Source organism: Polaromonas sp., assembly GCF_012927485.1.
Lineage (GTDB): Bacteria > Pseudomonadota > Gammaproteobacteria > Burkholderiales > Burkholderiaceae_C > Polaromonas.
On record NZ_JABBPC010000012.1, the window covers coordinates 61,333 to 86,362 of the forward strand.

Annotated in this window: 14 protein-coding genes; 1 reads left to right on the forward strand and 13 read right to left on the reverse strand. The window is 57.7% G+C overall.

Annotated elements, in window-relative coordinates; genetic code table 11:
• Positions 1-2: 2 nt before the first annotated feature.
• From HHJ16_RS04415 to HHJ16_RS04475, 13 genes are all read right to left on the reverse strand, one after another.
• A complete protein-coding gene (locus HHJ16_RS04415; protein ID WP_293641048.1) occupies positions 3-8,630 on the reverse strand; it encodes an SdrD B-like domain-containing protein in 8,628 nt (2,875 codons plus the stop codon).
• 30 nt (positions 8,631-8,660) lie between these two features.
• Positions 8,661-10,211: a multicopper oxidase domain-containing protein gene (locus tag HHJ16_RS04420; RefSeq protein WP_293641559.1), complete on the reverse strand. Its 1,551-nt coding sequence runs from the start codon at positions 10,209-10,211 to the stop codon at positions 8,661-8,663.
• A gap of 100 nt (positions 10,212-10,311) precedes the next feature.
• Complete coding sequence (locus HHJ16_RS04425) at positions 10,312-11,874, reverse strand: multicopper oxidase domain-containing protein (RefSeq protein WP_293641049.1); 1,563 nt, start codon at positions 11,872-11,874, stop codon at positions 10,312-10,314.
• Between the two features lie 633 nt (positions 11,875-12,507).
• Complete coding sequence (locus tag HHJ16_RS04430; RefSeq protein ID WP_293641051.1) at positions 12,508-13,752, reverse strand: nitronate monooxygenase; 1,245 nt, start codon at positions 13,750-13,752, stop codon at positions 12,508-12,510.
• A gap of 459 nt (positions 13,753-14,211) precedes the next feature.
• Positions 14,212-15,711, reverse strand: coding sequence for a M81 family metallopeptidase (locus tag HHJ16_RS04435; protein ID WP_293641053.1), 1,500 nt, complete (start codon positions 15,709-15,711; stop codon positions 14,212-14,214).
• 228 nt (positions 15,712-15,939) lie between these two features.
• The gene (locus HHJ16_RS04440) at positions 15,940-17,229 is read right to left on the reverse strand and encodes an amidase (RefSeq protein ID WP_293641561.1); all 1,290 of its coding nucleotides are present in this window, start codon (positions 17,227-17,229) and stop codon (positions 15,940-15,942) included.
• Positions 17,230-17,276: 47 nt separating this feature from the next.
• A complete protein-coding gene (locus HHJ16_RS04445; protein WP_293641054.1) occupies positions 17,277-17,786 on the reverse strand; it encodes an ureidoglycolate lyase in 510 nt (169 codons plus the stop codon).
• Complete coding sequence (locus tag HHJ16_RS04450) at positions 17,786-18,520, reverse strand: ABC transporter ATP-binding protein (protein ID WP_293641055.1); 735 nt, start codon at positions 18,518-18,520, stop codon at positions 17,786-17,788. Before HHJ16_RS04450 ends, HHJ16_RS04445 begins: the two co-directional genes overlap by 1 nt.
• Positions 18,513-19,235, reverse strand: coding sequence for an ATP-binding cassette domain-containing protein (locus HHJ16_RS04455; RefSeq protein ID WP_293641056.1), 723 nt, complete (start codon positions 19,233-19,235; stop codon positions 18,513-18,515). Before HHJ16_RS04455 ends, HHJ16_RS04450 begins: the two co-directional genes overlap by 8 nt.
• Entirely contained in the window at positions 19,232-20,206 is a 975-nt protein-coding gene (locus tag HHJ16_RS04460) for a branched-chain amino acid ABC transporter permease (protein ID WP_293641057.1), read from the reverse strand. Before HHJ16_RS04460 ends, HHJ16_RS04455 begins: the two co-directional genes overlap by 4 nt.
• Positions 20,203-21,093, reverse strand: a complete 891-nt coding sequence (locus HHJ16_RS04465) for a branched-chain amino acid ABC transporter permease (RefSeq protein WP_293641058.1) — start codon at positions 21,091-21,093, stop codon at positions 20,203-20,205. The genes HHJ16_RS04460 and HHJ16_RS04465 overlap by 4 nt, the downstream gene beginning before the upstream one ends.
• A gap of 8 nt (positions 21,094-21,101) precedes the next feature.
• A complete protein-coding gene (locus HHJ16_RS04470; RefSeq protein WP_293641060.1) occupies positions 21,102-22,595 on the reverse strand; it encodes an amidase in 1,494 nt (497 codons plus the stop codon).
• A gap of 57 nt (positions 22,596-22,652) precedes the next feature.
• Entirely contained in the window at positions 22,653-23,858 is a 1,206-nt protein-coding gene (locus HHJ16_RS04475) for an ABC transporter substrate-binding protein (protein WP_293641061.1), read from the reverse strand.
• A 129-nt stretch (positions 23,859-23,987) separates the two neighbouring features.
• Here HHJ16_RS04475 and HHJ16_RS04480 point away from each other — a divergent pair, with 129 nt between their 5' ends.
• Positions 23,988-24,662: a FadR/GntR family transcriptional regulator gene (locus HHJ16_RS04480; protein ID WP_293641062.1), complete on the forward strand. Its 675-nt coding sequence runs from the start codon at positions 23,988-23,990 to the stop codon at positions 24,660-24,662.
• Positions 24,663-25,030: the final 368 nt, after the last annotated feature.

A 25,030-nucleotide genomic window follows, 5' to 3' on the forward strand; every position in this document is an offset into this window, starting at 1 on the left:
CGTCAAAAGGTTGCGCCGACGAGCGTAACGGTCTGGGTACTGTTCACAAGGCCCTTGCTATTGTCCTGAACGGTAAGCGTCGCCTGCGCCGGGGAGGCATTGACTTGCGGACGATAGGTGACCGTAATCAGGCACCTGCCACCGGCCGCGAGGCTGGCACCGCAATTGTTCTCGATCGGGAACTGAGCGTTATTGCCACTGGTAATGCTGCCGATCGAAAGTGCCGAATTGCCCGTATTTGTCAGCTGGACGGTCCCCGTGCTGCAGGCAGGCTGCCCCACCGTACCGCAGTTGATGGCCGAATGAATAATGGCCGGCAACAGGTTACCCAACTGTGCCACTGGCGCGGCGGTCGCATTGGTTGGCGCTAGCGCTGCAACCGTCGCCGTGAACAGAGCCACCGGCGTCAATTGTCCGACGGTCGGAACGGTAACGCCGCCCGGAACCGGCACCGGTTTGAACACAGCAATCTGCGGAACGGTAGCCGTTTGCGTTGTTACGACCTGCAGGGGTGTCGGCGGAGTTCCATTGATCGGCAGCGCTGGGCGGGGCGGCACAATGACGGGCGTTGTCGGTGCGCCCGCTACCGGTGTTGCTGGCGTACCGGCTGCTTGCGTCGCACCCACGTCATAGCCCGACGAGCGTCCGGCCGTCGGCCTTGGAGCGCCGAGGAAATCGATACGAGTTGCGGCAAGGCGGCTGGTTGGATCGGCACCGACCCCCGCGTTGAATGCCGACCCGGTAGCGGTGATGCGGTAGTCGCCGTAGAACACGGAGCCTGGCTTCAGCGGATCGGTCAAAGACAGCGGTCCGTATTTCAGATCGACAAAGTTACCGGCTTCATCAAGCGTGACGCCAGCAACCATGTTGAAGGGGGGCAGGAACGGCTGACCCGGTTCAAACTGAGCGCCAGGATTAGCGCGTGGACCGTTGCAGTAGCTCTTGACCAGCCCCGGATCATTGACCGTGAGGCCTTTGGCTGGGTTATTGCCATAGATCGACCCCGACGGCGAGAGTACCGAGTCGTTAATATCCGCTATGGTAAAACGAGATGCTGCTGCCGAGACATCACCTACGGTACCGATATCCCAGTAGGCGGGCGCCCCTGTGCAGTCCCCGGCACTGGCTGACGGCGGAAGCGCGACGCAGGTCTTGTTGCCTGCATCGTTGCTGGTGCAGACATTGGTCGCACCAACGCCCCGGCTGGCATCGACGAAGAATGAACGGTTATGCCAGATGATGTCATTGAAGATGACCGGACTGGAGTAGGTGTTGCGCGCTTTTGTAGCCGATACCGGTACGCTTGCCGAAGCCGTGGTTGGTAACACCGCCAGCAGCGCCGGAGACGTCATGGCAGTGCTGATGCCCGCTGGGCTTGGATACGACGTCGTTGGGCCGCGGCCGTTGGTCCCAAAAAGAGCACCGACGATTGCAGTACTGTCGTTGTTGGCGATGGTGTTTTCATGGATGACGGCATTGAGCGTGTCCACCAGCGAGATGCCTCCGCCCGACCATCCCGCCACGTTGTTCGTGATGATGTTATTGGTGATCGTCGCCCGATACCACTTCGATGGATTGTTGGGATTCTGGACAATGTCGTTGCCATTGACCTGCTGCAAACGGATGCCACCGCCATGTCCGGATTGCGCAAAATTTCCGACAATAAGATTGGAGTCTATGGTGACGTTTCCGGTACCGTTCGACAACGTGGTGTTGGTAGTGAGATCGCCTTCTATATCGATGCCGCCGCCATTGACCGTTGCCGTGCGCTGTGAGCTTTGATTGAACAATATCTGATTGTGGGCGATCACGCCGTTCATGTTGACACCCAATGTGCCGATGCCGCCGCCGCCGCCGTTGCTGTAATTGCCGCAGATAAAGTTGTAGTTGACCTCATAGTTATCGGTGCCGGTGCAGATCGACACGCCCGCTCCCGCGCCAGTGACGTTCACCCCGCCCGCGCCAGGCGTTGCTTCAACCGTGCCATTTTTGGTAATCGCATTGTGATGAATTTTTACGCCAACATCGTATCCATAGCCGTTGGTAGGCGGCGTTTCTTCTTCAAAGGGCGAACCGATACGCAGGCCACCGTGCATCGCACTCGAATTGCCGTAAATGCGGTTATTGGAAATTTCCAGCCCGTGCGTCCAGCCATTCACGAAGATGCCGCCCCCTGCATCGCTGCCGGTAATGCTCAAGGCGTCGATACGCGACTTGGCGCAGCTGAAATTTGAATCTCCCATGTTCCAGTTGGTTGGCTGTACCGCAACTGCGCTTGGAATTCCCTGACTTCTCGCGGTTACCGCGAAGTAATTGCTGGGTCCGTTGTCTGGAGAAAACGTATTAGCGCAATCGCTTTGAGGCAGATTCTTTGCAAGCACGACGATACCGGGGCCTTCCTCGGTGGCGAGGATAGTGGGCTCAAGCCGTATCACCCCACCGGTGATGGGCTGCTGCGTTGGCAAAGGATCGACTTGCGGTTTGTCGGTCAGATTGCCCGTGATGACATCAACACCAAATAGTTTGTTGATGCGCGGCCGCCAGTCTTCGAGCTTTTGGGTCGGATATTTTGCCGCGTTAATCACTACTGAAGCGGCCCCCACGCCTTGAAGCTGTATCGGCTTCCACATGATCACCAGTTCAGGGTAAGTGCCTTCATCGACGATGATGAGATCACCTGGCTTGGCACTGTCAATGGCCTCCTGAATCGGATGGGGAAAACCTGCTCCTCGTGCAGTGATGGGCGTCGGGCTTGAAAACGCGGGTTTGACCACCACCGGCGTAGGGCCACCGACGTTTACCGTCACCGTGTCGACACTCGGCAGTCCGCCGGAGTTCGTAATCTGCAACTCGCCGGTAGTGACGCCGGCAGGCACCTTCGCGGTAATGACGGCGTCGGACCACGCGACACTGGTCAGTGCAATACCGTTGACACTTATCTTGCCAGGCACCGAACCAAATCCATAATGCCGTTTCACGGTGCTTTGGTTAAATGGCGCAGCGGTCCCGCTCGGCCCTTGAAACGCCGGATTGGGCACATCGGTATCGCCCAGGGCGGTAACCTTCAAAGTGTGCGTTCCATCTGCGGTGGCCACCCAAGGGCCGATTCCATCGCCGTCAACGCGCTTGATAGACGGCGTGTTCTGGGGGTAACTGCAATCGGGCGGATTGTAGCCATCAGCGAACGCCGCCACTGGCAGCACGGGTGTATCCAAATAGACTGTTGCGCCTGGCATGAATCCGTTGGTGTAGCAGAAATTACTGAAAGACGGGTTAAACAATGGGTCGGAAATTGTTTGTCCGAACGTGGACGAACCGGTCCGCGTGTCGACGATCGGTCCTGGATCGTTCATGCAAGTAATCAGCATATTGGGCGAGTAGCCCGCTGGATTCGGCACATTCACTTGCCAGGTCGAAGGGGCCATGCCGTTGTAGGTACCCCATTGGTCGGAATAGACCCGGGAGATTTCTACGCCGTTCATGTCACGGATAGAAACAGGGGCGTGGGCGATCGCAAACTTCTCCCCAAAATCGGGCGAGACGGCATTGATTTCAGTGGCTGCGTCGTCCAGGATCAGCCCGGTGAAATGAGCTGCCACGGGGGTATTACTGAACAGGAAGAAGGTAGCGGTTCCCGTGGCTTGATCGCCGAGCAGCACTTCTTTACGATCGCACAGCGGTTTAAGCACCCCGGCGAATGGCGCTACCTGGCCCGAGTTCGGGAACAGGCTCATGAAATCCGGCACCGTTCGCACGGTCCCGACACAGCCGGGGTATTTCAACTTCGCCCCCTGGAACCCCAGGCTGGTGGTTGGGTTGTTCGGATTGTTGGGGTTGTAATACGCCGCCACTTGCGCTTGATCCGGCAGAATAAAGATATTCGAGAGCGCACCGAACTGCTGGGCTGCAGGGGCAACAAAGGCATCGCCAATGAGGATGTTCTTGTCTTCTTCTTTGACAATTTCATAGCCTGGCGGCGGAATTATTTCGACGACATATCTGCCGGACTCAAGCGGCTTTCCAGCAGCATCCGTGCGGAACGAATAAGCGCCATCGTAGACCGCCGGTTGCACCTGATTCCACAGGTGGAAGCCGTCGTAGCACTTGAACTGGTCTTTTACGCCCAGGGTGTAGGTCAGGAACGGGTCATTCGCATCCTGCCCTGGGCATACCATATTAGGCGTGCCGTCTGCTTTGGCGCCATTGGCGTAATCGTCCCAACTGGTCGTCTTCGTAGAGTTGACCAGCGCCAGAGAGGCGGTACCGTCGGCATTTATCGATTTCTTGTACAGGTTGACCTTCACGCGCGGCACGCCGGGTTCCCACTTGAACTGAACCTCAAGACTGGGATCGTCAAAGCCACGAGTCGAGGCGTAGACCACCATGCCCTCGATGCCGCCGTTTTCGCCCACTTTAAAAGGACGCTTGCCCCAGTCGAGAATCTGCGTTTGGTTGATGAACCCCTGCAGTCCTTCATACAGAACGCTGCCGCTGTCCTTACGGTTCGTCGCATGGCCCATTCCGGTGGGTACTGCCCCGAAATTCTTGCCGGTAAGCGGATCATTCCAGACGTACGACGAGTTCAGAATGCCGCCGATTCTTGCGCAGGGCATGGCACTATTTTGATTCACCGAGCCAACCGTTCCTTGCCCGGTCGACGCGTTATAGCTCACACAATCCGGCAGTCCACCGGCATCGACGGTGACGTTCACCCCGGTGCTGGCAAAACGTGTTCGGTCGGATTCCACCACATACCAGTTAAACAGTGGAAACAGTTCATTGAAAATCGCATTGCCATCGGCGTCGGTGAACAGCACGTTGGAGACTGAGCCGTCGCGGAAACGGATGGTGACCGGCACCTGCGCAATACCGGGCTCGCCCGCGTCACGTGTGCCATTGTTGTTGGCGTCGGTGTAGACACTGGTCTCCACCCGCGTGAACCAGCTGAATACCGGAATGTTGCCCATGGCGACAGGACCGGTAGGAACAGGATTGCCATTCACGTCAGGCGTTTTTCCCGCTGTCACCTGAACCGACTTAAAGGAAATAATTTGGTCAAGCCAGCGGTCCCAGATCACCAGCATGTAAGAGCCGACTGGAACATTACTCAACGTGAAATTACCTTGATCATCGCAAGCGGCAAAGCCGATATTCAGGCCAAGTTCACCATCCTGATTCAGTCCAACCAGGCAATTGGTGGCAGCCAGTGGCGCGCGAGATCCGGAATCCCATAGGGTTTCCATGATGGGACGCGACATGTGCAGGCTGGTGACGCGGCCAGACACGGTGGTAGTCGCGAGCGCCACAGGTCCAGTGATCGGCGGCGCCTCGTTGTCGGCTGAAGGCGCCGGTGGTATGCCGCTGACCGGGACATGCGTGGCAATGACATTTTGTTGGGCGATATGCGCCGGGTTTAAAAAACCGATAAACGTATGGAATCCAGGCGGGCCGTACTCTTGGAAGTAGGCCGGTTCACCCGCCTTGGAAAAAGCGTCCTGGCCTGGCGTTCCTTCCAGCGTGGACACCTGGTACCAGGTCTCTCCCGCACCCCGGCGCGCCGCACCGGGATGGGCGATCACGTCAAAGCGCCCCGGCATGAGATTCTTGATCTGCGCCTGCCCCTGCAAGGCATAGTCGACACCCGGATTATTGGGGTCTACGGGATCGTCCGGACAGGTAATGATGACCCCCGTAAGGTCCTTGGAAGCGTAGTTTGGATTGGCAAGTCCAGTTGCAGGATCGATCGGGCGCGTCGCCGATGCCGTCGAGCTGTACACATTCGGGCAGCCTGGCGTGCCCAGCAGCGCGTTCGACAGCGGCATATTGAAGGCGTCGTAGGTGATCTGACCAATCGCGTCGCCGGTGCGGCCAGCCACATCCCAAACGCGAACTTCGAAACCGCCAAGACCGTGCTCATTCGCATCCGGATCTCCATTGGTCGGACTGCTGTCTTCAAAAATATACACGGACAACTGCGCGGGCCGCAACGGACTGGGCTCGACTTTGACGGTTGTGCGCGGATAGGCGCCGCCTGCAAGCGGCGAAATCGGAGCGCCGCTCAGGGTGTGTCCGCATTTCGCGTCATTCGTCGCCGGCCCACTCGGCTTCAAGCAATCCGGATTAACCAACGGATCACCTGTAAAACCAGCCACGAATGGATTAGCCGAGTCGCCGGGCAAAATGGAAATGAAATACCACTTTGACGGATCAAGAGCGACTTCGGATGGCAAAGAGCGCGGACCAGGTGACGTCGCAGTACCGCCCGAGGTCTGCGCGTCCCTGCAACTCAGCCGCCCCGTACAGCCGGACGCGACCACCGGCATATAACTGTGGAAAAAGCTCGTCGCCAGGCTGGGCGTCGGCTTGTCCTTGTTGATCGGTGGCGTCACACCAGGGTTGGTGTTGTGCCACGTCTGATCCTCTTCAATGATCCAGCTGTAATCGTCAAGCAATGCTGTCCCGCTCTGGGCATCCACCACGCTTACCGGAAGGCCGCTACCCACAGGGAAAACAACGGTGGCTGTTTGCGGCTGGCTAGGGGTTCCCTGCGAATTAACCGCGACGAACTGGAACGAACAAGTCGCGGGAGCGGGTGAACAAGGCGTAGCCTGGAACGAGCCGTCGTCGCTCAACGTGACCCAGGTCGGCGCCGTGCCAGAGAATTTCGCGGTCAGCGGATATCTATCGGGATCCACCGCGCCTTCAAGAAGGCCAGCGCCGCGCGGTACTTTGATGAGGGAGGCTACGTTGCTCGGATAGGCCGTCGTAGCGCCGTTGTTATAAACCCGCGCAGCAGCGGCTGGCGCTGCGCCCGTCGCCTCAAATGTGATCGATACCAACGCGCAGACAGTGGCCGAATCATTGCCGCAGTAAGTAAAGCTTTCAATGAAAGGCGACAGCGTGTTTGCAGGCGGACTGGTCACCTTGTATTGAAACGTGCCATTGGTATTGAGCGTGACGGTGCCACGTGCCAGCGTTGCCGTGGTCGATGTTGCGCCAGCGGTCAGGGTCTTTCCCTGCAACACGGCGCGCGTGACCCCGATATCGTTGGTAAGTACGTTGTTATTCAGGATCGTCGCATTAGGCGATATCGTGTAATAGTCCGGATTGGCGGTCGCCGCTACCGCAGCTTTAGCGCTCGCGCCGATTGCCTTGTTCAGACCCGCTGTCAATGCAGCGGCGCTGAGCGTGGCGGTTCTTGCCGGCGCCACCACGAGATACCCCTGCATGCCGCCTTTGGTGTGGTTGCCAGTCGTGAGGGCAAGCCCACGGTCAAAAAATGGGTACACCTCGTCGGCGTAACGTGTGAACGTGCCGGCAGGCGCACCCGCCATGGGACGGATCAACGCATCAATCGTTTTTCCCGCCGGCATATTGACCTCGTTTTGCAACTTGGTGTTGCCTGGCGCGACGTTGCCATCTTCACCGATCAACGTGAAGGGATGTCCCACCACGGACGGCATATGAGTACGCAACCCGGCATTCACCATGCGGACCAGAATATTGCCCGTCACGAAGTCACTGCCTTGCAAATCGGGCAATACCAGAGAGGTATCGGCAGGGCTGGTTTCGTTGTAGGTCTTTCCGTTAACGAGGAAATAGGTCGGTGTGTAGTTCACAGCCGCCGGGTAGCACGGCACCTGCGCTGCGCCGGGGCCGGTCGGTCCCGGTTTTTGCGATTGACTGCAACGCGCGTCATTCCAGCGAATCGATTCACTCGTACCCGCAACGGCCGCCGCATCAACCGCTGCATTTTGGACGGTATCGATCTCAGAAAATAGCAGCGTCGCATCCATGTCGTACGGAACATTAGCCAGCCCCGCAAGAGGCGACGGTGTCTGAGTATTTCTTGCAAAGGCGCCGGGAAAAGCCTGCCCTGGCGTTTCCAGCGTTTGCGAGGCTTCTGCGGTCCCAGGCTGCTCGATTTCGTACGATGGCCGACGCGTGACAATCAGCACACCATACAAGCCCATCGGTGCCTGCAGCGAAGGGTGGCTACCTGTTTCATAAAGGTAGGTGCCAGGTTTGAGATAGCTGGCCTGGCTGGCCGAGGGAGCGATATTCGTATTCCAGGTGTAGGCGATTGTTCCGTTGAAAGCGGCCTCCTGGGCAAAAGCCCGAGCGCGTAAGGCTTGTTGAGGTGGTGTAAAACTGCCCGCCGAGTTCACTGGCCACGTGGTCGAGGTTTGCGCAGGATGATCCACTGGTGCGGCATCCCGCGTTGGGTTGCCCGCGCTGCCGCCGATTTGACCGAGGATCACCAGCGAGGTCGACGTGCCGGCTGCCAGCTCGTTTTTCAGGTGGATAGTGAGCTGATTGCCGACAGGAAGAACAATCGTTGGACCAGGCGCCCATGTCCTATTGGCACCATTCGAAGTGGTGGCGCAGGCATTGACATTAAGCAGCCTGCCACCGTTCAAGGCCGGATTTTGGGCCTTGTCATCACTACAGTAGCCCCACATGGATGTGTTCGTGCCGTCCGGTAGCGTCAGGCCCATGCGCTGCGCGGTGAGGTTGACCGTGGTTAGCGCGCCCGTTTGAGCCGCCGCGGCCAGTGTCACGATGCCCAGGGCTGTGGCCACCGAGGCCGATCTGAATGACAGCCATTTTCTTGCAAATGTCTTTTTCATGTTGTTTTCTCCTCACCTGTACACCAGTGATTACTGCTTTTCGTCGATTGCGGCACTCGGCGGATCGACGATCATCATCATCATCATCCCGCCAGGAAACACATCGTTTGTCGTTATTTCGCGCTCATCGTGCGAGTGCCACATGAAGGCATAACCGGCAGTCGTATTTTGTGTAGAGGTAGTGGGGGGCAACGGTCGCGTTATCGGCTGGACTCCTCCGCTGTTGGCGCTTTGCAGTCCAAGGTAAGGCGTACCGCCATACCAAAAACCGTTAGTCATGACTTGCGGATCCGGCGGGGTAACGGGGATCGGCTTGTTGTGATCGGCGCACCATTCCCCGTAGTTTTCTGTCACCCCCGGCACCGCTGGAGGAGTGCTGGCATCGGTATAAAAACCTGAGGCATCTGGGTAGCACGGGTGCGGATCCGGGCCACCGGATCCCGGTACAAAATTGTGGCCGTACACGTCCCAATTCAGTCCCTTGCCGTTCCACGTGAAAAGAGCGTCAACCGTTTGCCCGGGAACTGTGGGAAAAGTAAAGATCAGTGGCCCCGCAAGACTCTTTTCGTCCGCAGCAGAAAGAAGCAGGTTGGCGTCACGTGCCAACACACGCGCATGATTGCCATGAATATGCAGCGGATGCTGCATGCGGCCCTGCCCAATTTCACGAATGAGGATTGACTCGCCTGGATGCAGATGGGGATTGCCGTTGTAAGGCTGACTCGGATAGGCCGGCGAGAACGCTGAATCCATGTCATCGGGCATGGAACGTCCGTTGATCAGGAAATAGTTCGGGTGATAGGGCTCCGTAACCACCGCTATCGGCGGGCAGCGAGTAGCCCCGCCGACCAGCGCGGCATCGCATGCCTGCACCTGGTTCAGCGCAGCCAGGTGGATATTGGAGTCCATTTCCGCGAGCTGGAACAGATATTCGCGGTCATAGCAAGTCTGTGGATGTGCGTAAGCTGCAGTTGCAAGTCGATAATCGACCTGGCGGCCGAGTCCAGACTTGTTGCATTGAGCCGGTGCGACTTTCGGCACCACGATGATCGCACCGTACAAGCCCATTTCGACTTGCAGTTCGGCCTGTGTCCCACTGTGATATCCATAGGTACCGGGCTTCGTTGCCACGAAAGAATAGTGGACCGTTTTGCCGCGCGCCGCTTCGCGCGTCAAGATACCGGCAACGCCGTCGGTCGTGGAGGGGCGGCAAACGCCGCCAGAAATCGCGCCGACGCATACTTGAAATCCTGGAAACACGATGGATGTGTTTCCAGCCGCTGCGGGCAACGCGTTAGCCAGTCTGACCGTGACCATATCGCCCTGAGTCACAACGAGCGTCGGCCCCGGTAGCTGCATCGCAGGGCAGGTACTGACGCCGCTCATCGCTGCGGGCGCGAATCCCGCTGGCGATGCAGGTGCAATGGCGCCCGGAGCGGCGCCGGCACTGCCGCATCCGTATCCCCATGAATAAACCAGAGCACCGTCCGGCTGTGAAGAATAGCCAGCGCTCGCTACCAGCGAAAAAACAGGTGCCGAGACGCCTCCGGTAATTCCCGGTACGGCGGCTTGCACCGGCACCCACCCGCACGCATTGGCTGCAAAAGCCGCTACAACAAATTGGAGGGAACGGGCAACTACCCGGAGGTGTTTATTGAGTGGATGATTCACGGCCATACTCCTAGAGAACGTGAATTTCAGTCATCATGCCGCCGAAATTTTCCGCATCGTTCGACAAATGGTCGAGTTGAGTCGTGTAGAGAAAATAGGTCCCCTGGGGAATATTGGTGACGTCGAGAATCACATCGGCAGACTCCCCGCCACCGATCGTCAACGAGTTGGTGGTGTAGTACAGGTTCTCGCCAGCCATATCTCGCAGCAACCGCGCGTGAAAACCAATCACCAGCATCGGCACACCGACAGTCGCCAGCGTGTGGTATTCGGTCACGCTGAGGTTCGAGATGCGCAGCAGTGCACGGGTCTGTCCACTCGTCTTGTCAATGGTGATCAGCGTTGGTTGCACCTGCGACGGTCGCGACACCCCGTCGCTGGATGCCGTCGTGATGGCGCCTCCAGGCAACGGGTTGGTCGACGAAACAGGCAGGTTTGCATAGCCCGGTACGCCAATGGTGTCGGGATAACTCCGCCCACTCAGGGTGAAATATTTGTCCTTCATATCGACAAATGGCTCGGGATTGAAAGTCATACCGATGAAGTGAAAGTTCGGATCGAACCCCATCATCTGTATCGGATGCTCGACGTCATATCGTGTAGAGCCATCGCCGTCGTTGTAGGCGTATTTCGCCCCTGCTATTTGTTTCGCGCCGGTATCTTTTCTGGGTAGAGGTGCCGAACAAAGTATGTCTTTGCTGCAATCTTCGGGCGGAAATGTCGCGTTTGGATAATGCGCAGAAGCCTGTGTTGAAACTGGCGCGTTCGGATGAAGATAGTCATGCAGCGCGGTGTACAGGCTTGCGCCTTCCGCCAGGCGGTTCTGACGAGGCCGAACAAAAAGTTGTCCCACCATCCCCATCTGCAAGTGCTCAGGAGGGGTGATATGGCAATGCCAGAAATAGGTGCCTGCATCGGGTGCGGTGTAGTAATAAGTAAAGCTCCCCGCAATATTGATCGCAACTGACGCGTCAGGTACTCCATCGAAAAAAGACGACGCGTTGGGGTAGCCGTGGAAGTGCACGGTGTGCTGCTCGAACAAATCAGGTCGCATGATCATTCCGACGTTCGACAGCGTGAGAAAGAATTCGTCATCTTCGTCAATGGCCATCATCGGACCGGGGGCCTGGGCGGCCAGTACACCGTTGTTCATCATGAGGGCGGGTTCCGTGATGGCTGCGTTGTTCGGCGGTGTAGCGTCACCCGGAAATATAGGGCCGACAAATGGGCTGTTAAATACTTCTGCCGACTGAGTGCCCGGAAGACCCGCGGAGAGATCAGCCAGTCCTGACAACGCCCCAAATCCGAATAGATACATCTGCTGTCCGTCGGCCATCGTGGCAAAGCCGTCGCCGCCCGAGATATGCTGGCACTTAATCTGCGGATTCGCATTTTCCACGGTCGGCCGCGTCGGGTCTCCGGGGATCATCGAGTCAACCTTGCCGTCAAGCGACTTGTGCAGGGTCGTACCATTCGGACACTGCACCCGAAAAGCCTGTGCAACGGCTGGTGCGCTGGCTGCGATCAGCAGCAATCCCGACAGGCCGCCGTAAATCAATTTAGTGATGGACATCTGACCCTCCCTTTCGTTAGCAGCGTCTGCGCGGCGATGATTTTTTTGTGTCTGAATAATCATCCTCGCGTACGGATTCTTCAGACTGCATCAACTCGACAATGCGTTGAATTCGGATTGCGCTATTGAGATGCCGCCGATCCGTTTGCTACACACTGATAATCCGCTGAGTGAAGATTACGTTTGCTTGTAGAAAATAAGAATGGGGCAGCCCCCCCCAACGCGAGGTAGGGTCTTCACCCGCTTGAGTAGGCGGTCCTTGCTCCCGGTTCGCTGCGAGTCAACCCTCAAATCTCGCGGTATTGCGCGGAGTCCGCGAGCGCGCGTTCAACGGATTACGGAGTTCACCGAAGGGACGCTGTCAAGAAAGTGCGTTCCGACAGGCTCGTTGATGAGCATTGGGCCGGCGGTGGCGGATGACGATCAATAAAGAAGGGAGAGCGGACGGTCTCGTCAGCTTAGAAGCACAGGCCTGCTTGAAATGCGGCGAGGCGTCTTTCAATGGGCAGGTGCCCGGCAGCAAAGTAAGCGCACTCAAAGACAGAACGCGACGTCCATCAGTTGAGCCCTCGTGCAAATGCCGGGCGGGCTGACGCTTTCAGCAGCAGGCGCACGGTCCGGGCCAACCGCCGCTTATTCTGGCAGCGCGACCTGCTGATCGACGCCAAATTGGTAGTCGCGAAAAATATGCTCTGTGGTCAGTACCTGGTAGCTGCCATCCGGAAGCCGCCGAGTGGTGTCCTTCAGGCGGTAAGTGGTGCTCCCGCAAGTCCAGCAGTTGTAGTTGCGCATGTGGGTGCATAGACAGGTCTTGTCCATGACCGAGATATTTTTGCCATCCGGGTGCAGCGCTATTTGTTGGTTGTACGCGTTGATATAGGCACAGTTGCCGTTGCCATCCAACAGGTAGCCGTAAGCTTCGCAATTGGGTCGAATGCCGGATCCAATTGCAGGAGTGCTGCGCAGCATGCGCATGGGGTAGCCAGTGGGTGAAATAGTGTTCACCACAATATCTTCTTCGCTCGCCCTGAAGTATTCCTGCTTGACCTTCGCGGGCAGACCGCATTCCTGCGCAACCGTAAAACGCGTTGCCACTTGCACGGCGGCCGCGCCATTTTCCAAAAATGCGGTGGCATCACTCCCGGTAAAAATCCCGCCCGCAGCGATCAGGGGAATATCAAGTTTCTCTGTTTTCAGGTATTGGGAAATTTCGGCCAGGATGGTGGCCAGGTCGTACCGGTCCCAATCCAATCCAAAGCCCAAATGCCCTCCCGCAAGAGGGCCTTCCACCACCACGTAATCCGGCAACCGGTTGAGACGGGCATTTTTTCGTAAGAAAATCTGCAGCGCGCGCACCGAAGAAACAATGATTCCCAGTTTGGCATCCCGAAACCGTGGCTGGTCTGCCATGAGACCGAAGGAGCCCAGGTGCAGACCGGCACTCAAGGTGATGCCGTCGATGCCCGCTTCGAGTGCGGAATTCAACCGCACCTGCAGCGTGTCGCGCGGCGAGTTCATGGTCAACTTTTCCATGCAGTTGAGAAAGACCAAGCCTTCACCGCGCTTGGCCTCCATGGTTTGACCGACGTGAAGCTTGGTGGCTTCCGCCAGGCGCGCCAAATCAAACTGAACGACGCTCTTGTCCGAGTTGTCGATGTTGTGCTTGTAGAGTTTGGTCTTTTCCTTGACAAAACTCGTGTCGAACCGCCGGTCCGACACATCCTGCACCATCGCGTCCGAAATATGACCAATCCCGCCCAGGCGTGCAGCTTCAATTGCCAGTTCGGCGGTGGAAATGTCCACGCCCATTCCGCCAACAATGATGGGGACCAGTTCTTTGCGGCCGAATCTCAGGCGAAAATCATCAACTCGTTTCATCGGTGTCCTTGGTGAGGGTGCTATGGTGCCGTATGGACAGCCCAGCGAGCCCGTAATGGCCTATTGTTCCGGATAAATGAAACTTATTACCGAGAATGGTAATACCTTGAAAGGCGGCACGAGGTCCAGGGTTGCCTTAAATACGGCTCAGAAAGTGGATAAGTGATCAGAGGTGACTTGAATTTACGGCGGCGGGAGGGGCTTATTGGGCGTGAGCCTGACCACCCAGTGAGCCTCAAGGCCAGCCCTGAGCCGTTTTAGAGTCGGTAAGCAGGCCTTGCGCGCCGGAAATGAGCAAACCGTCATAGTGTATTACGTGTCGGCGCTGCAGCCTCTGAGCGTGTAAGGCTTTGAGACAACCGGAGCTCTCTGCCACGGGCTAACACGCGCCGGACTGGACTATTTGGGCAGACTTGACCCGGCCGCTCTCCGCCGACTGAACCGCCTCACCCCGACACCTTATGGAAAGTCCACAGCACTATCGAGCGGATAAATAGGTCGTCGAATTTTCTTGAATGGAAACAGTGAATAATTTGAACTCGTAGGACCACCAGAATCGGAATCGCACTCCACGAGCCCTTTACTGAGGGGCTCAAACACAGGCCGACAGTACATCCGGGATTTCAACAACAAATAGGCTTTTTCGGCGGGCTCGATCCCCACGCAGGTGTAGACCCCCAGATCAAACGGCTCGACGCGCTCTTCGGTAACGACGATTTCCGCAGCCCCGATGTCGAACAGGACAGTACGCCCCATGTTGACTTTTGATCCCGTATAAATGGGGCCGCGAACGCAAAACTCGCCTGAACTGATGACGCGCACCACGCCGGTTAGTACCGGTGGCGTCTTGGTCAATCCTTGTGCTTTTAGCAAAGTCTTGTTGCCCAGCGCCAGCGAGACTTTGGCCCCGACGCCCGCGGCGACCAATTGCGCAACCGACTCCGGATCCCACAGTGGCCCGACCGCAATGCCGGTCAGACCGGCTTGCAACACCGCCTCCAGCACATCCATGGTGTCGCAACTGCCGCCTGACATGACGTTGTCGCTGTGGTCGAGCAACAGCACCGGTCCGCCGCCCGGGACAGCGGCAAGCGCCTGCGCGCGCTGCAGCGATCGTGCAAGCGGCTCGCTGGTGTAAATGAATCCCTCGCGGTCTTCCCAGATCTGATGCGAGATGCGTGCGGCAACCACAGCGGCAGAATCAACATGGCGGTCCGCCACCACCACCACCGACATGCCCGCGCCCTCAAAATCGGCGAGCGAAAATCCGGCCATGATCGACACCGCGAGAATGCCAGGCTCGGTTTCGGCGGCGAGCGCCGCGTTAACCGCGCGCTGCATTGCAGAAACCGACGTATTACTCATCAGGGTATGCGACAACAAAGGCAACTGGCACCATGCCATGACCGGCTGGATACGCTTCTCGAGCATCTCGACCAGTAAGCCTCCCGCATGAGCCCCGGTTTCGTACATGTCGATATGGGGATAGGTTTTAAAGCTCACAATGATGTCGCAATTAGCGACCATCTTCTGCGTCAGGTTGCCATGCAGGTCAAGAGCGACACATACCGGCACACCGGGTGCCATCTGTCTGATTTTTTCCAGTAAGTTACCCTCCCCGTCCTCGGCCTGTTCCGCCACCATCGCCCCGTGCAAATCCAGCATGATCGCGTCACATCCTTCCGCAATGGCCGCCAGGATGGACCCGCATATCGCGTCGTACGCGGCTGCCGCAACGATGCCACTGGGATTGGCCGTCGCCGCGACAGGTGTCACCACTGAGGCCCCTAAGACAGATTCCGCAATATCCAAAAATGCACCCATGGCGGTTCGAGCACCTTTCTGATCCCGGTAAGCGTCTTCGTTCCACATCGGCGCGAAGGCCCGGAGCGGGGTTTCGATTGGCGAGAACGTATTGGTCTCGTGGTTGAAGCGGGCGATCACAATCTTGCGCGACATAAGTTCAGCTCCTGCTAAAGGCTAAAGGCTATAAATAAGATAATTTGCGATTGAGCCAGACTGGCAAAACCGTATGACGCTGCGCCTGACCAACCGCCTTGCTTGCCGGAGAAGCCCGGCGCTGCCCGAATGTGCCAAAAGCTGTCGTCAAGCGCTCGGCTTTCTCGAGTCCAGAACCACCGGAACCATCCAGTGAAGTCCGACATGGCGCGTGAAAAAATGAGCCGGTCATACTGAGGGTCCTGTCAGCAATGCCTTGTGAGCCCAGTTCGCGAGCTGCAGCACTTTATGGTCGGATCCAAAGCGGCCGATCAGTTGAAGGCCCAACGGCAAACCTTGTTGGCCGCTGGCAAACGGCAGGTGGATACACGGCAGCCCGAGCAAGGTCCACATTCGGCTGAACACCGGGTCGCCAGTGGCATTCAAACCGGTCGGAGCTTCGCCGATCGCGCTTGGCGCAAGCAGCACATCGCAGGCATCAAAACACGCATCGATGAGTTGGCGTCCACGCATTGCCGCTGCCAGGTTTTCCTGATGCCGCTGACAGCTGATAGCCATACCTGCCGCTAGCAGGGTACTTAGTTCGCGGCTCAATGCCTTTGAATGGCTGATGCGCTCGGCGGCCAGACTGCGCGCCGCCTCGTAGGCCATGATGTCGGTCTGCACCTGCACCATCGATGCCATCAGGTCTGGCAAAGTCACATCGGTCAGCAAGGCGCCGGCGTGTGCAAGCTTGTCGCGGGCTTGCAGCATGATGGCCTGGGTATCGGCATCGGCACGCGGCCACTCGTGGGTGCGGCAAATGCCGATTCGAGCGCCGCTCGCGCCCTCAATATCCAGCAAGCGTTTGTCGCCAGTCAAGGCCGCTACAAAGAGCGCAACGTCTGCGACAGAGCGACCGAACGCGCCGACCGTATCGAGTGATTTCGACAAACTTTTGATGCCTGCCCGAACAATCCAGCCGTAGCTGGGTTTATAGCCAACCACGCCACAAAACGCAGCCGGGCGGATCACTGACGCGGCGGTCTGGGTGCCGAATGCGAGTGGCACCATGTAGTCGGCCACTGCGGCGGCGGACCCACTGGACGATCCACCGGGTGTGCAATCGAGGCGATGGGGGTTATGCGTTTTACCGGCGTGAAACGTCGCGAATTCAGTGGTTACCGTTTTCCCCAGGATGACCGCGCCCGCTTCGCGGCACAGTGCGACAGCTGCTGCATCGGTAGCGGGTTGGTGTTGCGCATAGATTGGAGAGCCATATTCGGTGGGCATATCAGCGCTATCGAAGAGATCCTTCACGCCGATCGGCAGACCATGAAGCAAGCCGCGAATCGGGCCGCGGTCGAGTTCGCGCGCATGCGCCAAAGCGCTATCGGCGGCGACGAAAGTCCAGGCCAGCACTGCCGCCTCGCGCGCGTCGATACGGTCGAGACAAGCGCGCACCAGTTGCTCAGCGCTGATTTCCCTGCGCTGCAGCAGGCGTGCCGCAGCGCTAGCGTCCAGTTCGTTGAGGGGAATCGGGTTCATGCTTTGCACCAGTCGAGGACGATGGGACGGAACAATTTCTAAGGGTGATCCAGAACGGGGGCGTCCAGCCATCGGCCTTTCGCGGCCATGTGTTCTTGCGTGTCCATACGGTAATTTTTGCCCTCGATGACGGCAAACCGATCCGCATCATTCAGGGCAATCAGACCATGATGCCAAGTTCCCCGATGCAAACTGATGCCTTGGCCGGGCGACGTCACGAAGGCTGCGGCGTGCTGCCACTCAGGGCTGGCGCGGCCGGGCGCCACCACCACGACAAAACGGTGCATGCCCATTGGAATAAATACCTGGCTGGCCTGCAGATGGCGTTCGAGCTTGACAATCCACAGTGGAAAAGTGCGTGCATTTGCAAGATAAATTCCGATCGTCGGCCTCGCAACGTCACCGCTCGAATCAAATTCAGCCAGATCCGGATAGCGTTTTGTCGTACCCTCGTTAATGAACTCGGCGGTAGCGCGCCTGATGTCGATCACCGCGCCATAGCCAGCAAAGTTTTCCGCTGTGACGTTCCGGCAGGCAAGCCGCGGCATCAAAAGTCCAGTCCCAGCCACTGCTTCACCTGTTCATGCAGATCGCCCTGAAATTCTTCTTTCTCGCCTGCCGCTGTGATGCGGCCAAGGCTAAGCACGTGCACCCGATCAGACATTCGCACAACGCGTCTGACGTTATGGTCGATCAGTAGAATTCCCATGCCCGCCTGGGAAAATTTTTCGATCCAGGAAAACACCTCTTCAGCCATGATCGGCGACAAGCCGATACTCGGCTCGTCGATCAGGCACATGCGCGGTTGCTGCAGCCACGCTTTTGCGAACTCCACCTGTTTCTGTTGCCCGCCGGACAAATCACCGGCCTGCGCCGCGCGCTTCTCGCTAATTGCAGGAAATGCTTCGAGCACCTCTTCATAGCGTTGAGCAATGACGCCAGAGAATTTCTTCTTGCGTCCCTGCAGCGGCAGCAACAAATTCTCTTCGACGGTCAGATAGGGAAAGAGGCTCGACTCTTGCGGGATGCAACAAATGCCGAGATCGATCAACTGATGCGGAGGAACCCCAGAGATCGATTGACCCAGGAAATTGACTTGCCCGGCTTTGGGTCGCAGGAGCCCGCAGATCGTTTTGACGACCGTGGATTTTCCGGCGCCATTCAGCCCAATCAGACCACTGACCTGGCCGGCGTGGACTTCCAGCGACACATCACGAAGCACGTCGATGTCTTGCGCATAGCCCGCAGTCACATTCTCGACGCTCAACAACAATTCAGACATGACTCGAACTCCCCAGGTAGGCCTCGATCACCGGTGTGCTTTCCAGCACGCTACGGGTCGGGCCGACCGCGATGACCTTGCCCGCATTCACGCAGACAGAGCGCTGACATAAATCGACAACGATAGGCATGTCGTGGCTGACCAGCACGAAAGTCTGGCCGTCGGCGTTGCGGCGCCGGATGAAGCTGGCCATGGTTTCGCGCATGACCGGATGCACCGCTGCAAAGGGTTCGTCCAGAAGCGCTATCTTCGGTGGCTCGATGAAGCACATCCCGAACTCCAGCAGCTTGCGTTGCCCGCCCGACAACTGACCGGCATCGAGATACTGTACGGGCGTGAGCGTCAGCTCTTCAAGGAGCGCTTGGGCGCGATGCCCCGCTTCTTTTTCCGTGAGCCCCATGGCCATTCCAGCCACCAGCAGGTTATCGAGCGTCGTAATCTGAACGAATACCCGCGTCATCTGAAACATGCGCAGCAAGCCTCGCCGGGCCAGTTCAACCGTACTCAAGCGCGTCACCTCCTCGCCCGCGAAGTGGACTTCACCAGCGTCCGGCCGTAAAAACCCGGACAACATATTGAGCACCGTGGTCTTGCCCGACCCGTTGGGTCCGATCAATCCAAGAATCTCGCCTTTTTCGACGGCAAAGCTCACGTCGTCCACGGCCGCGACGCCACCAAAGCGTTTTGAGAGACCACTGATCGTGAGTAGGCTCATGCCGCTTCCTTTCCCGCAGCGGGGACATCACGGAGGCGCGCTCTCCAGCGCGTCGCCATGCCCCAAAGACCGGTTCGGAAAAAACGCGCAAACAGGATCACAGAGGCTGAAAATACGATCAGCTGGATACCGCCCAGTTCCCGCAGCCATTCAGACGATAGATAAACAAGAAGCGCGCCGAGAATGGGGCCTGTCAGGGTACCAATACCGCCAATGACGACCATGGAGATCACCAAACCGGTCTGCAGCAACAGACCGAGTTCCGGGCTAACCAGCTGGCTGAACGTTCCATACAGCCCGCCGGCAAGGCCACAGATCGCGCATGACAAACCGAACGCAAGGGTTTTATAACGCACAACATCGATACCGCGGCTTTCGGCACCGGTGGGGTCGTCACGAATCGCGAGCCAGAAACGCCCCGTGCGCGCACGCATCAGCAGATAAAGCCCGACCAGCGTGAACAGCAGCACGAAGAGAAAAATATAGTAATACCCGACCCGGCTTTCCATCAAAGTGGGCACATTCAGACCCTGATCCCCTCGCGTAAATTCGTTGGAGTTGCTGATGACAACGCGCGCGATCTCCGCGAACGAGAGCGTTGTCAGCGACAGATAGGGGCCGCGCAAACGAAGAATCAACCGCCCCAAGACCCACCCGATCAGCGCCGTCCCAAGCACCGCGGCCGGAAGTCCGATTGCAAGCGGCGCTTGCCAGTGATAGTTTAGTAATCCGACGGTGTAGGCACCCAACATGGCGAATGCCGCCGGTGCCAGCGAAAACTGTCCGGTAAATCCAGCCAACAGGTTCCAGCCCATCGCCAACATGGCGAAATACATGCTGACAATCAGTATCCCGAGCGTATAAGGCGACGTCACGAACAGCGGGATGGCGGCCAGGAGCACCAATAACCCCAGCGCCGCCCGAAAATCCGTACGCAGCCGATTGGCCCAGAGGTTGCGCGGGGTACTCATACTTCACGTCCTTTCTCTCCGAAGAGCCCTTGCGGACGAAATATCAAAACCAGAATCAGCAGCAGCAATCCAAAGGCGTCGCGGTAGGCATAGGACACATAGACCGCGAAGAATGCCTCAAACACGCCGAGCACCAGGGCGGCCACCATCGCACCCCAAATGGAACCCATGCCGCCGAGTACGACGATGACATAGGACTTGATCGCCGGAAAAGCCCCGACATCCGGGGTCGGGTTAATCACCGGTGCCAGCAAGGCGCCTGACAGTGCCGCCAGCAGACCAGCGATAGAAAAAATCATGCTGGTCGTGCGGGTGGCGTCAATGCCGGCCAGCGAAGCGCCGAGCCGGTTTTGTGCAACCGCCTGAATCTGACGACCCCACAAGGAGCGCTTGATGAACAAGGCCAAGCCGCTCAGCAGCGCCACCGAAATGCCCGCAGCAATCAGCTTCTGACCATTGAGAACAACCGGGCCTAATATAAAACGAGAAGTTTCAATCAGCTCCGGGCCACGGTAGGGGTAGGGGCCGACGACCTTGTCCACGAGATTGATCAGCAGCAGCGACAGGCCGAACGTGACGACGACGGCATATTCATCTTTCATGATGCTCCAACTGCCATACCCCGTGTACAGAGGCCGCATTAAGGTGCGCTCGACCAGCCACCCGAGCGCTGCGCCTATGGCCGCAGCGGCGGGCAACGCGATCCACGGCGACACCCCCAATTTCAGCGCAATCAGTACATACGCATAAGCCCCCACCATGTAGAACTCGCCGTGCGCGAAATTCACCACTTTCAGGACGCCAAAAATCATAGCCAGTCCGACCGCCATAAGCGCGTAGAACAAGCCAAAAATTAGCCCGTTGATGAGAAGGTCAAGTGCCAGCATGAAACTCCTTAGGACTGTTGGGCAAGCGGATGCTGATTTCGCCAGGGGGACAAGTGCTCCAGCCGCGCGGCCACGGCCAGCACCTGCCAGTCACTGCCGCCTTTCCCGATGAGTTGCAGCGCTAGCGGCACACCGTCCGGCGTCAGGTTCCACGGGACGGAAATTGCGGGCAAGCCGGTCAGATTGAAGGGCATCGTCAGTTGGGTTACTGCGGTGTGAAGCGGATATGACGCCCCTTCGATTTCGACTTGGGCCGCACCAACCGGTGGCGCGGGTACCCGCATCGTTGGGCAGAGCAGGAAATCGGCCTGACCAAACGCAGCGTTGACGTTTTCGGCCAGTTGGCGCCGCATTTTTTGGGCCTTCACATACCAATGGCCAGGCAAAAAATTACCGATTTCGAGTCGCGTCCTGACGTCTTCGCCAAGCGCTTCGCCGCGCTGCTGCAACAGCTCGGAGTAAGTTGCGCTGGCTTCGGCGCAAATGGTGTTGAATTGAATAGAAGGGGCGGCGTCCATGCCGTCGATCTGCGCCACCGAGCAGTTTGCGCCGTCTTGTGCGAGGGCGCTCATGGCCTCTGCGACAGCCTGCCGCAAGGTCGGATCGACGGGATGGTCGAAGTATCCGGTCAACCGGGCAATTCTGCGTCCTGCCAGGCTGCGATACTGCCAAGCCGGGATAGCAGGCAAGTCCAACATGGCGGCAAACACTGCGGCAGTATCGGCAACCGTACGACCCATGGGGCCAACGTGGTCCAGCGAGGGCGAGAGGTCCATCACCCCCGCGCGAGGCAGCACATCGTAAGTGGGCTTGAAACCGACGACGCCGCAACAGGCTGCGGGCACCCGGATGGAACCCGCCGTATCGGTTCCGAGGGCGCCATTGACGATGCCAGCGGAAATAGCGGCAGCGGATCCGCCGCTAGAGCCGCCCGGAATTCGGTCCAGCGCGACCGGGTTCACTACCCGACCAAAGCGCGGATTGTCGCTGGTGATGCCGTACGCCAGCTCATGCAGATTGGTGGCACCCATAAAAACCGCCCCCGCACGCCGAAGTCTCGCAACGACCTCGGCATCCCGCTGCGCCGGCTTGCCATCCACGGCCGCGCTGCCGCCGCTCGTTGGGGCACCGTTGATCGCAATCAGGTCCTTAACCGCAACCGGCATCCCCGCCAAAAATCCGGGCTCATGCGGCGGCGCCTGGTCGGACAGCCAGGTGAACATTTTCCATCCCTGCAAATCCCTGGCGCGCGCTAACGCATCAAGGACCAATGCAGGCGAAGTCGCGACAACAGGGTGTGCCAAATCCGGAACGCCGTCTGGCATCGGCATCGGCCCCGGCCGTGCCACATAGGCCGGACAGGCCGGAAGCAAGTGCGCTCGAAAATAAAGAATCTCCGGACGATTGACCTCAAGGCGCTGTGCCCATCGCGCCGCTCTGTCCGGATGCCCGTAGCCAAGCCAATCGGAATAGCCGACCAACATTTCACTCAACTTGCTCACAGCAGTACCGATCAAGGAAGACGGCCCAGCCCGCGCAGGCCAGGCCGCAATGAACTTTTATTTGACAGGCTTTTGCAGTTTGCCGACATTCAGCGGCTGACCGGGCCCTTGAATCAGATTAGTTTTCGATACTGGCTGATTGACTTCGGTGAGCTGGTAATTGACATACGGAATATCCACCCACTGCTGAAAGGTGATACCCGGTTGGCTGGAAAACTGGAAGGGTCCTCGCACGCCGTCGTATTTCATGGTTTGCAGCGTTTTGATGAGGGTCGCCGGATCAGTACTCTTGCCTTGCCGGATCGCCTCCACAATCAAAAACAATGAATCGGCAGCCTGGAAAATCAGCCGGTTCGGTTCGCCCTTGGTGCGCTTTGTATATTCTGCCGAAACCTCCTGCCCTAACTTCGGCATGGGCATTTGGGGGTGGTAAAGACCAAAGGAAAGCATGTACTTGCCGGCATTCTTTACGTTTTGCCAGAAGTCAGGGTAGTCGGCCAGACCGGCACCGTCATACATCCAGGTTTTAGGGCTGGGCGCCACGCCCTGCTCGTAAAGCTGGTTCATCAGAATATAAGCGGCTGGCGGCAACATGACATTGACCACCATGTCGGGCGGATTTGCACGCAAGGCGAGAATCGCAGGCGTGAAATCCTTGCCGGCGCGATCCAATGTCTCGTACTTGTAATCGACCTGCGGCGCTTTGACCTTAATCAGCTCTCCCATCAACTTGGCCTGGCCTATACCGTAATCGGTGTTCTCTGCAAAGGCGACCACACGCTTGACGCCCATGGCACTGATTGTTTCGGCCATTGCAGTCGATACCCGGGTGTTGTAATTGCCCGGATTGAAGACTTGGACATACCCCTTTTTACGCACATCGTCAGACCAGCAATTGGTGTTGACGTAAGGCACGTTGTAGCGGTGTGCAACTTCGATTTCCGCCAGACACACCGAGCTTTGATGACCGCCCGTGATCGCGACGACCTTGTCCTTGACGATCAGTTTTTCGGTTGCCGACCTCCCTTTTTCGGGAATCCCCTGATTGTCTTCATAGATCAACTTGATCGGCCGCCCCAGCACGCCGCCTTTGGCATTGATCATGTCCTTCATGATCTCTACGCCGTCTTTAACCTGCATTCCCTGCACTACCGAACCCGGCGGCGACTGCGCGATGCTGATCCCGATGGCAATCGGCTCCTGCGCATAAACAGCACTGCCGAGAAAGGCTATCAGCAAGGGAGCCAAGATGTTTCGTTGCATTGTCGTCCTCCTAAGGTGGAAAATAGCGTCGTGTTCAGTTACTCTAGTTTTGACTGGTCCGACTGGTCTGACCAGTCAATATAACCGGGATTTCTTCGGTACACAACAGCAATCGAAAGACGGGAAAAAATGAAAAAGAGTGCTCCGCAAAGGGCGGCCGAGGCGATCCAGCAGCGCATACGCAGCGGCAAATATCCAGTCGGCGAATCTTTGCCCGGCCAGCGGCTACTCGCGGAGCAACTGGGCGTAGGAAGGCCGGCGATTCGCGAGGCAGTTTCCGCCCTGGAGGGGCTCGGAATGCTTCAGGTCGAAGCGGGACGCGGAGTATTTGTACGAGACCCGAACGCTGCACGAGTTGCACGCTGGCGCTTTGCCAAGCAATATTCTTTGGCAGACGTCTACACAGTCAGGGCCTCCTTGGAATCCCTGTCGGCATTGCTCGCCACGAAACGTTCTACCCCTGCAGCGGTGAAGGTTCTGGATTGTCTGGCGAATAAGCTTGCCGGCGCCGTCCAATCCGGCGATCTGCTTGCGATGGCAGCCGCCGATCGCGCCTTCCATCGCAAGCTCGCGGAAGTGTCAGGCAATCCACTGCTCATGGAGATCCTCGACGTATTCGACGTCGTGATAACCGAAGGAAGAAATCTGGCGTTTCACGATGCGAGTAGCAAACATCGCAATGCGCCCGTTCTCGAACATCGCGAGATCATCGAAGCCATCAAATCAGGCGATGCTAACGCTGCCAGCAAAAAAATGACGACTCATATTCTTCACGCTCAAAGTCGGGCTGGGTTAGGGATTTAATAAAACTTTTTTCCCGAAATACCTTTTTTGGAAAGCCTTCTTTCTTGACACTTTTACCCGATTGAGTGCGCCCTTGCACTTTGTCACCAACGGCGGGACAGCTTCCCGAATTGGACGCGTAATCATGGGAGGGAATAAGCGGTGGTGTTGATCCCCCGACAAAACTAGGGCGTTTACCTATTCAATCGGTTGCTCGCACTCAGTAGTATGGGTTTTAAACGGAAAGATTATTACGAAAAGCACCCAGGAAAATACAAACGTTTTTCCATTGCTGCCGGTGTTTTAGAGTTGCGAAGAACTTCATAACTTGTAGTTTTTGACGCTTTGCCGGATTCAGTAGTTTTGTGGTTTTTATTTTTTTATATCCG

Coding starts and splice junctions, on each gene's coding strand:
- HHJ16_RS04430 (WP_293641051.1), bottom strand. CDS start 13,752: ATGAAACGAGTTGATGATTTTCGCCTGAGATTCGGCCGCAAAGAACTG.
- HHJ16_RS04480 (WP_293641062.1), top strand. CDS start 23,988: ATGAAAAAGAGTGCTCCGCAAAGGGCGGCCGAGGCGATCCAGCAGCGC.
- HHJ16_RS04450 (WP_293641055.1), bottom strand. CDS start 18,520: ATGTCTGAATTGTTGTTGAGCGTCGAGAATGTGACTGCGGGCTATGCG.
- HHJ16_RS04455 (WP_293641056.1), bottom strand. CDS start 19,235: ATGAGCCTACTCACGATCAGTGGTCTCTCAAAACGCTTTGGTGGCGTC.
- HHJ16_RS04435 (WP_293641053.1), bottom strand. CDS start 15,711: ATGTCGCGCAAGATTGTGATCGCCCGCTTCAACCACGAGACCAATACG.
- HHJ16_RS04415 (WP_293641048.1), bottom strand. CDS start 8,630: ATGAAAAAGACATTTGCAAGAAAATGGCTGTCATTCAGATCGGCCTCG.
- HHJ16_RS04425 (WP_293641049.1), bottom strand. CDS start 11,874: ATGTCCATCACTAAATTGATTTACGGCGGCCTGTCGGGATTGCTGCTG.
- HHJ16_RS04445 (WP_293641054.1), bottom strand. CDS start 17,786: ATGCCGCGGCTTGCCTGCCGGAACGTCACAGCGGAAAACTTTGCTGGC.
- HHJ16_RS04465 (WP_293641058.1), bottom strand. CDS start 21,093: ATGCTGGCACTTGACCTTCTCATCAACGGGCTAATTTTTGGCTTGTTC.
- HHJ16_RS04475 (WP_293641061.1), bottom strand. CDS start 23,858: ATGCAACGAAACATCTTGGCTCCCTTGCTGATAGCCTTTCTCGGCAGT.
- HHJ16_RS04460 (WP_293641057.1), bottom strand. CDS start 20,206: ATGAGTACCCCGCGCAACCTCTGGGCCAATCGGCTGCGTACGGATTTT.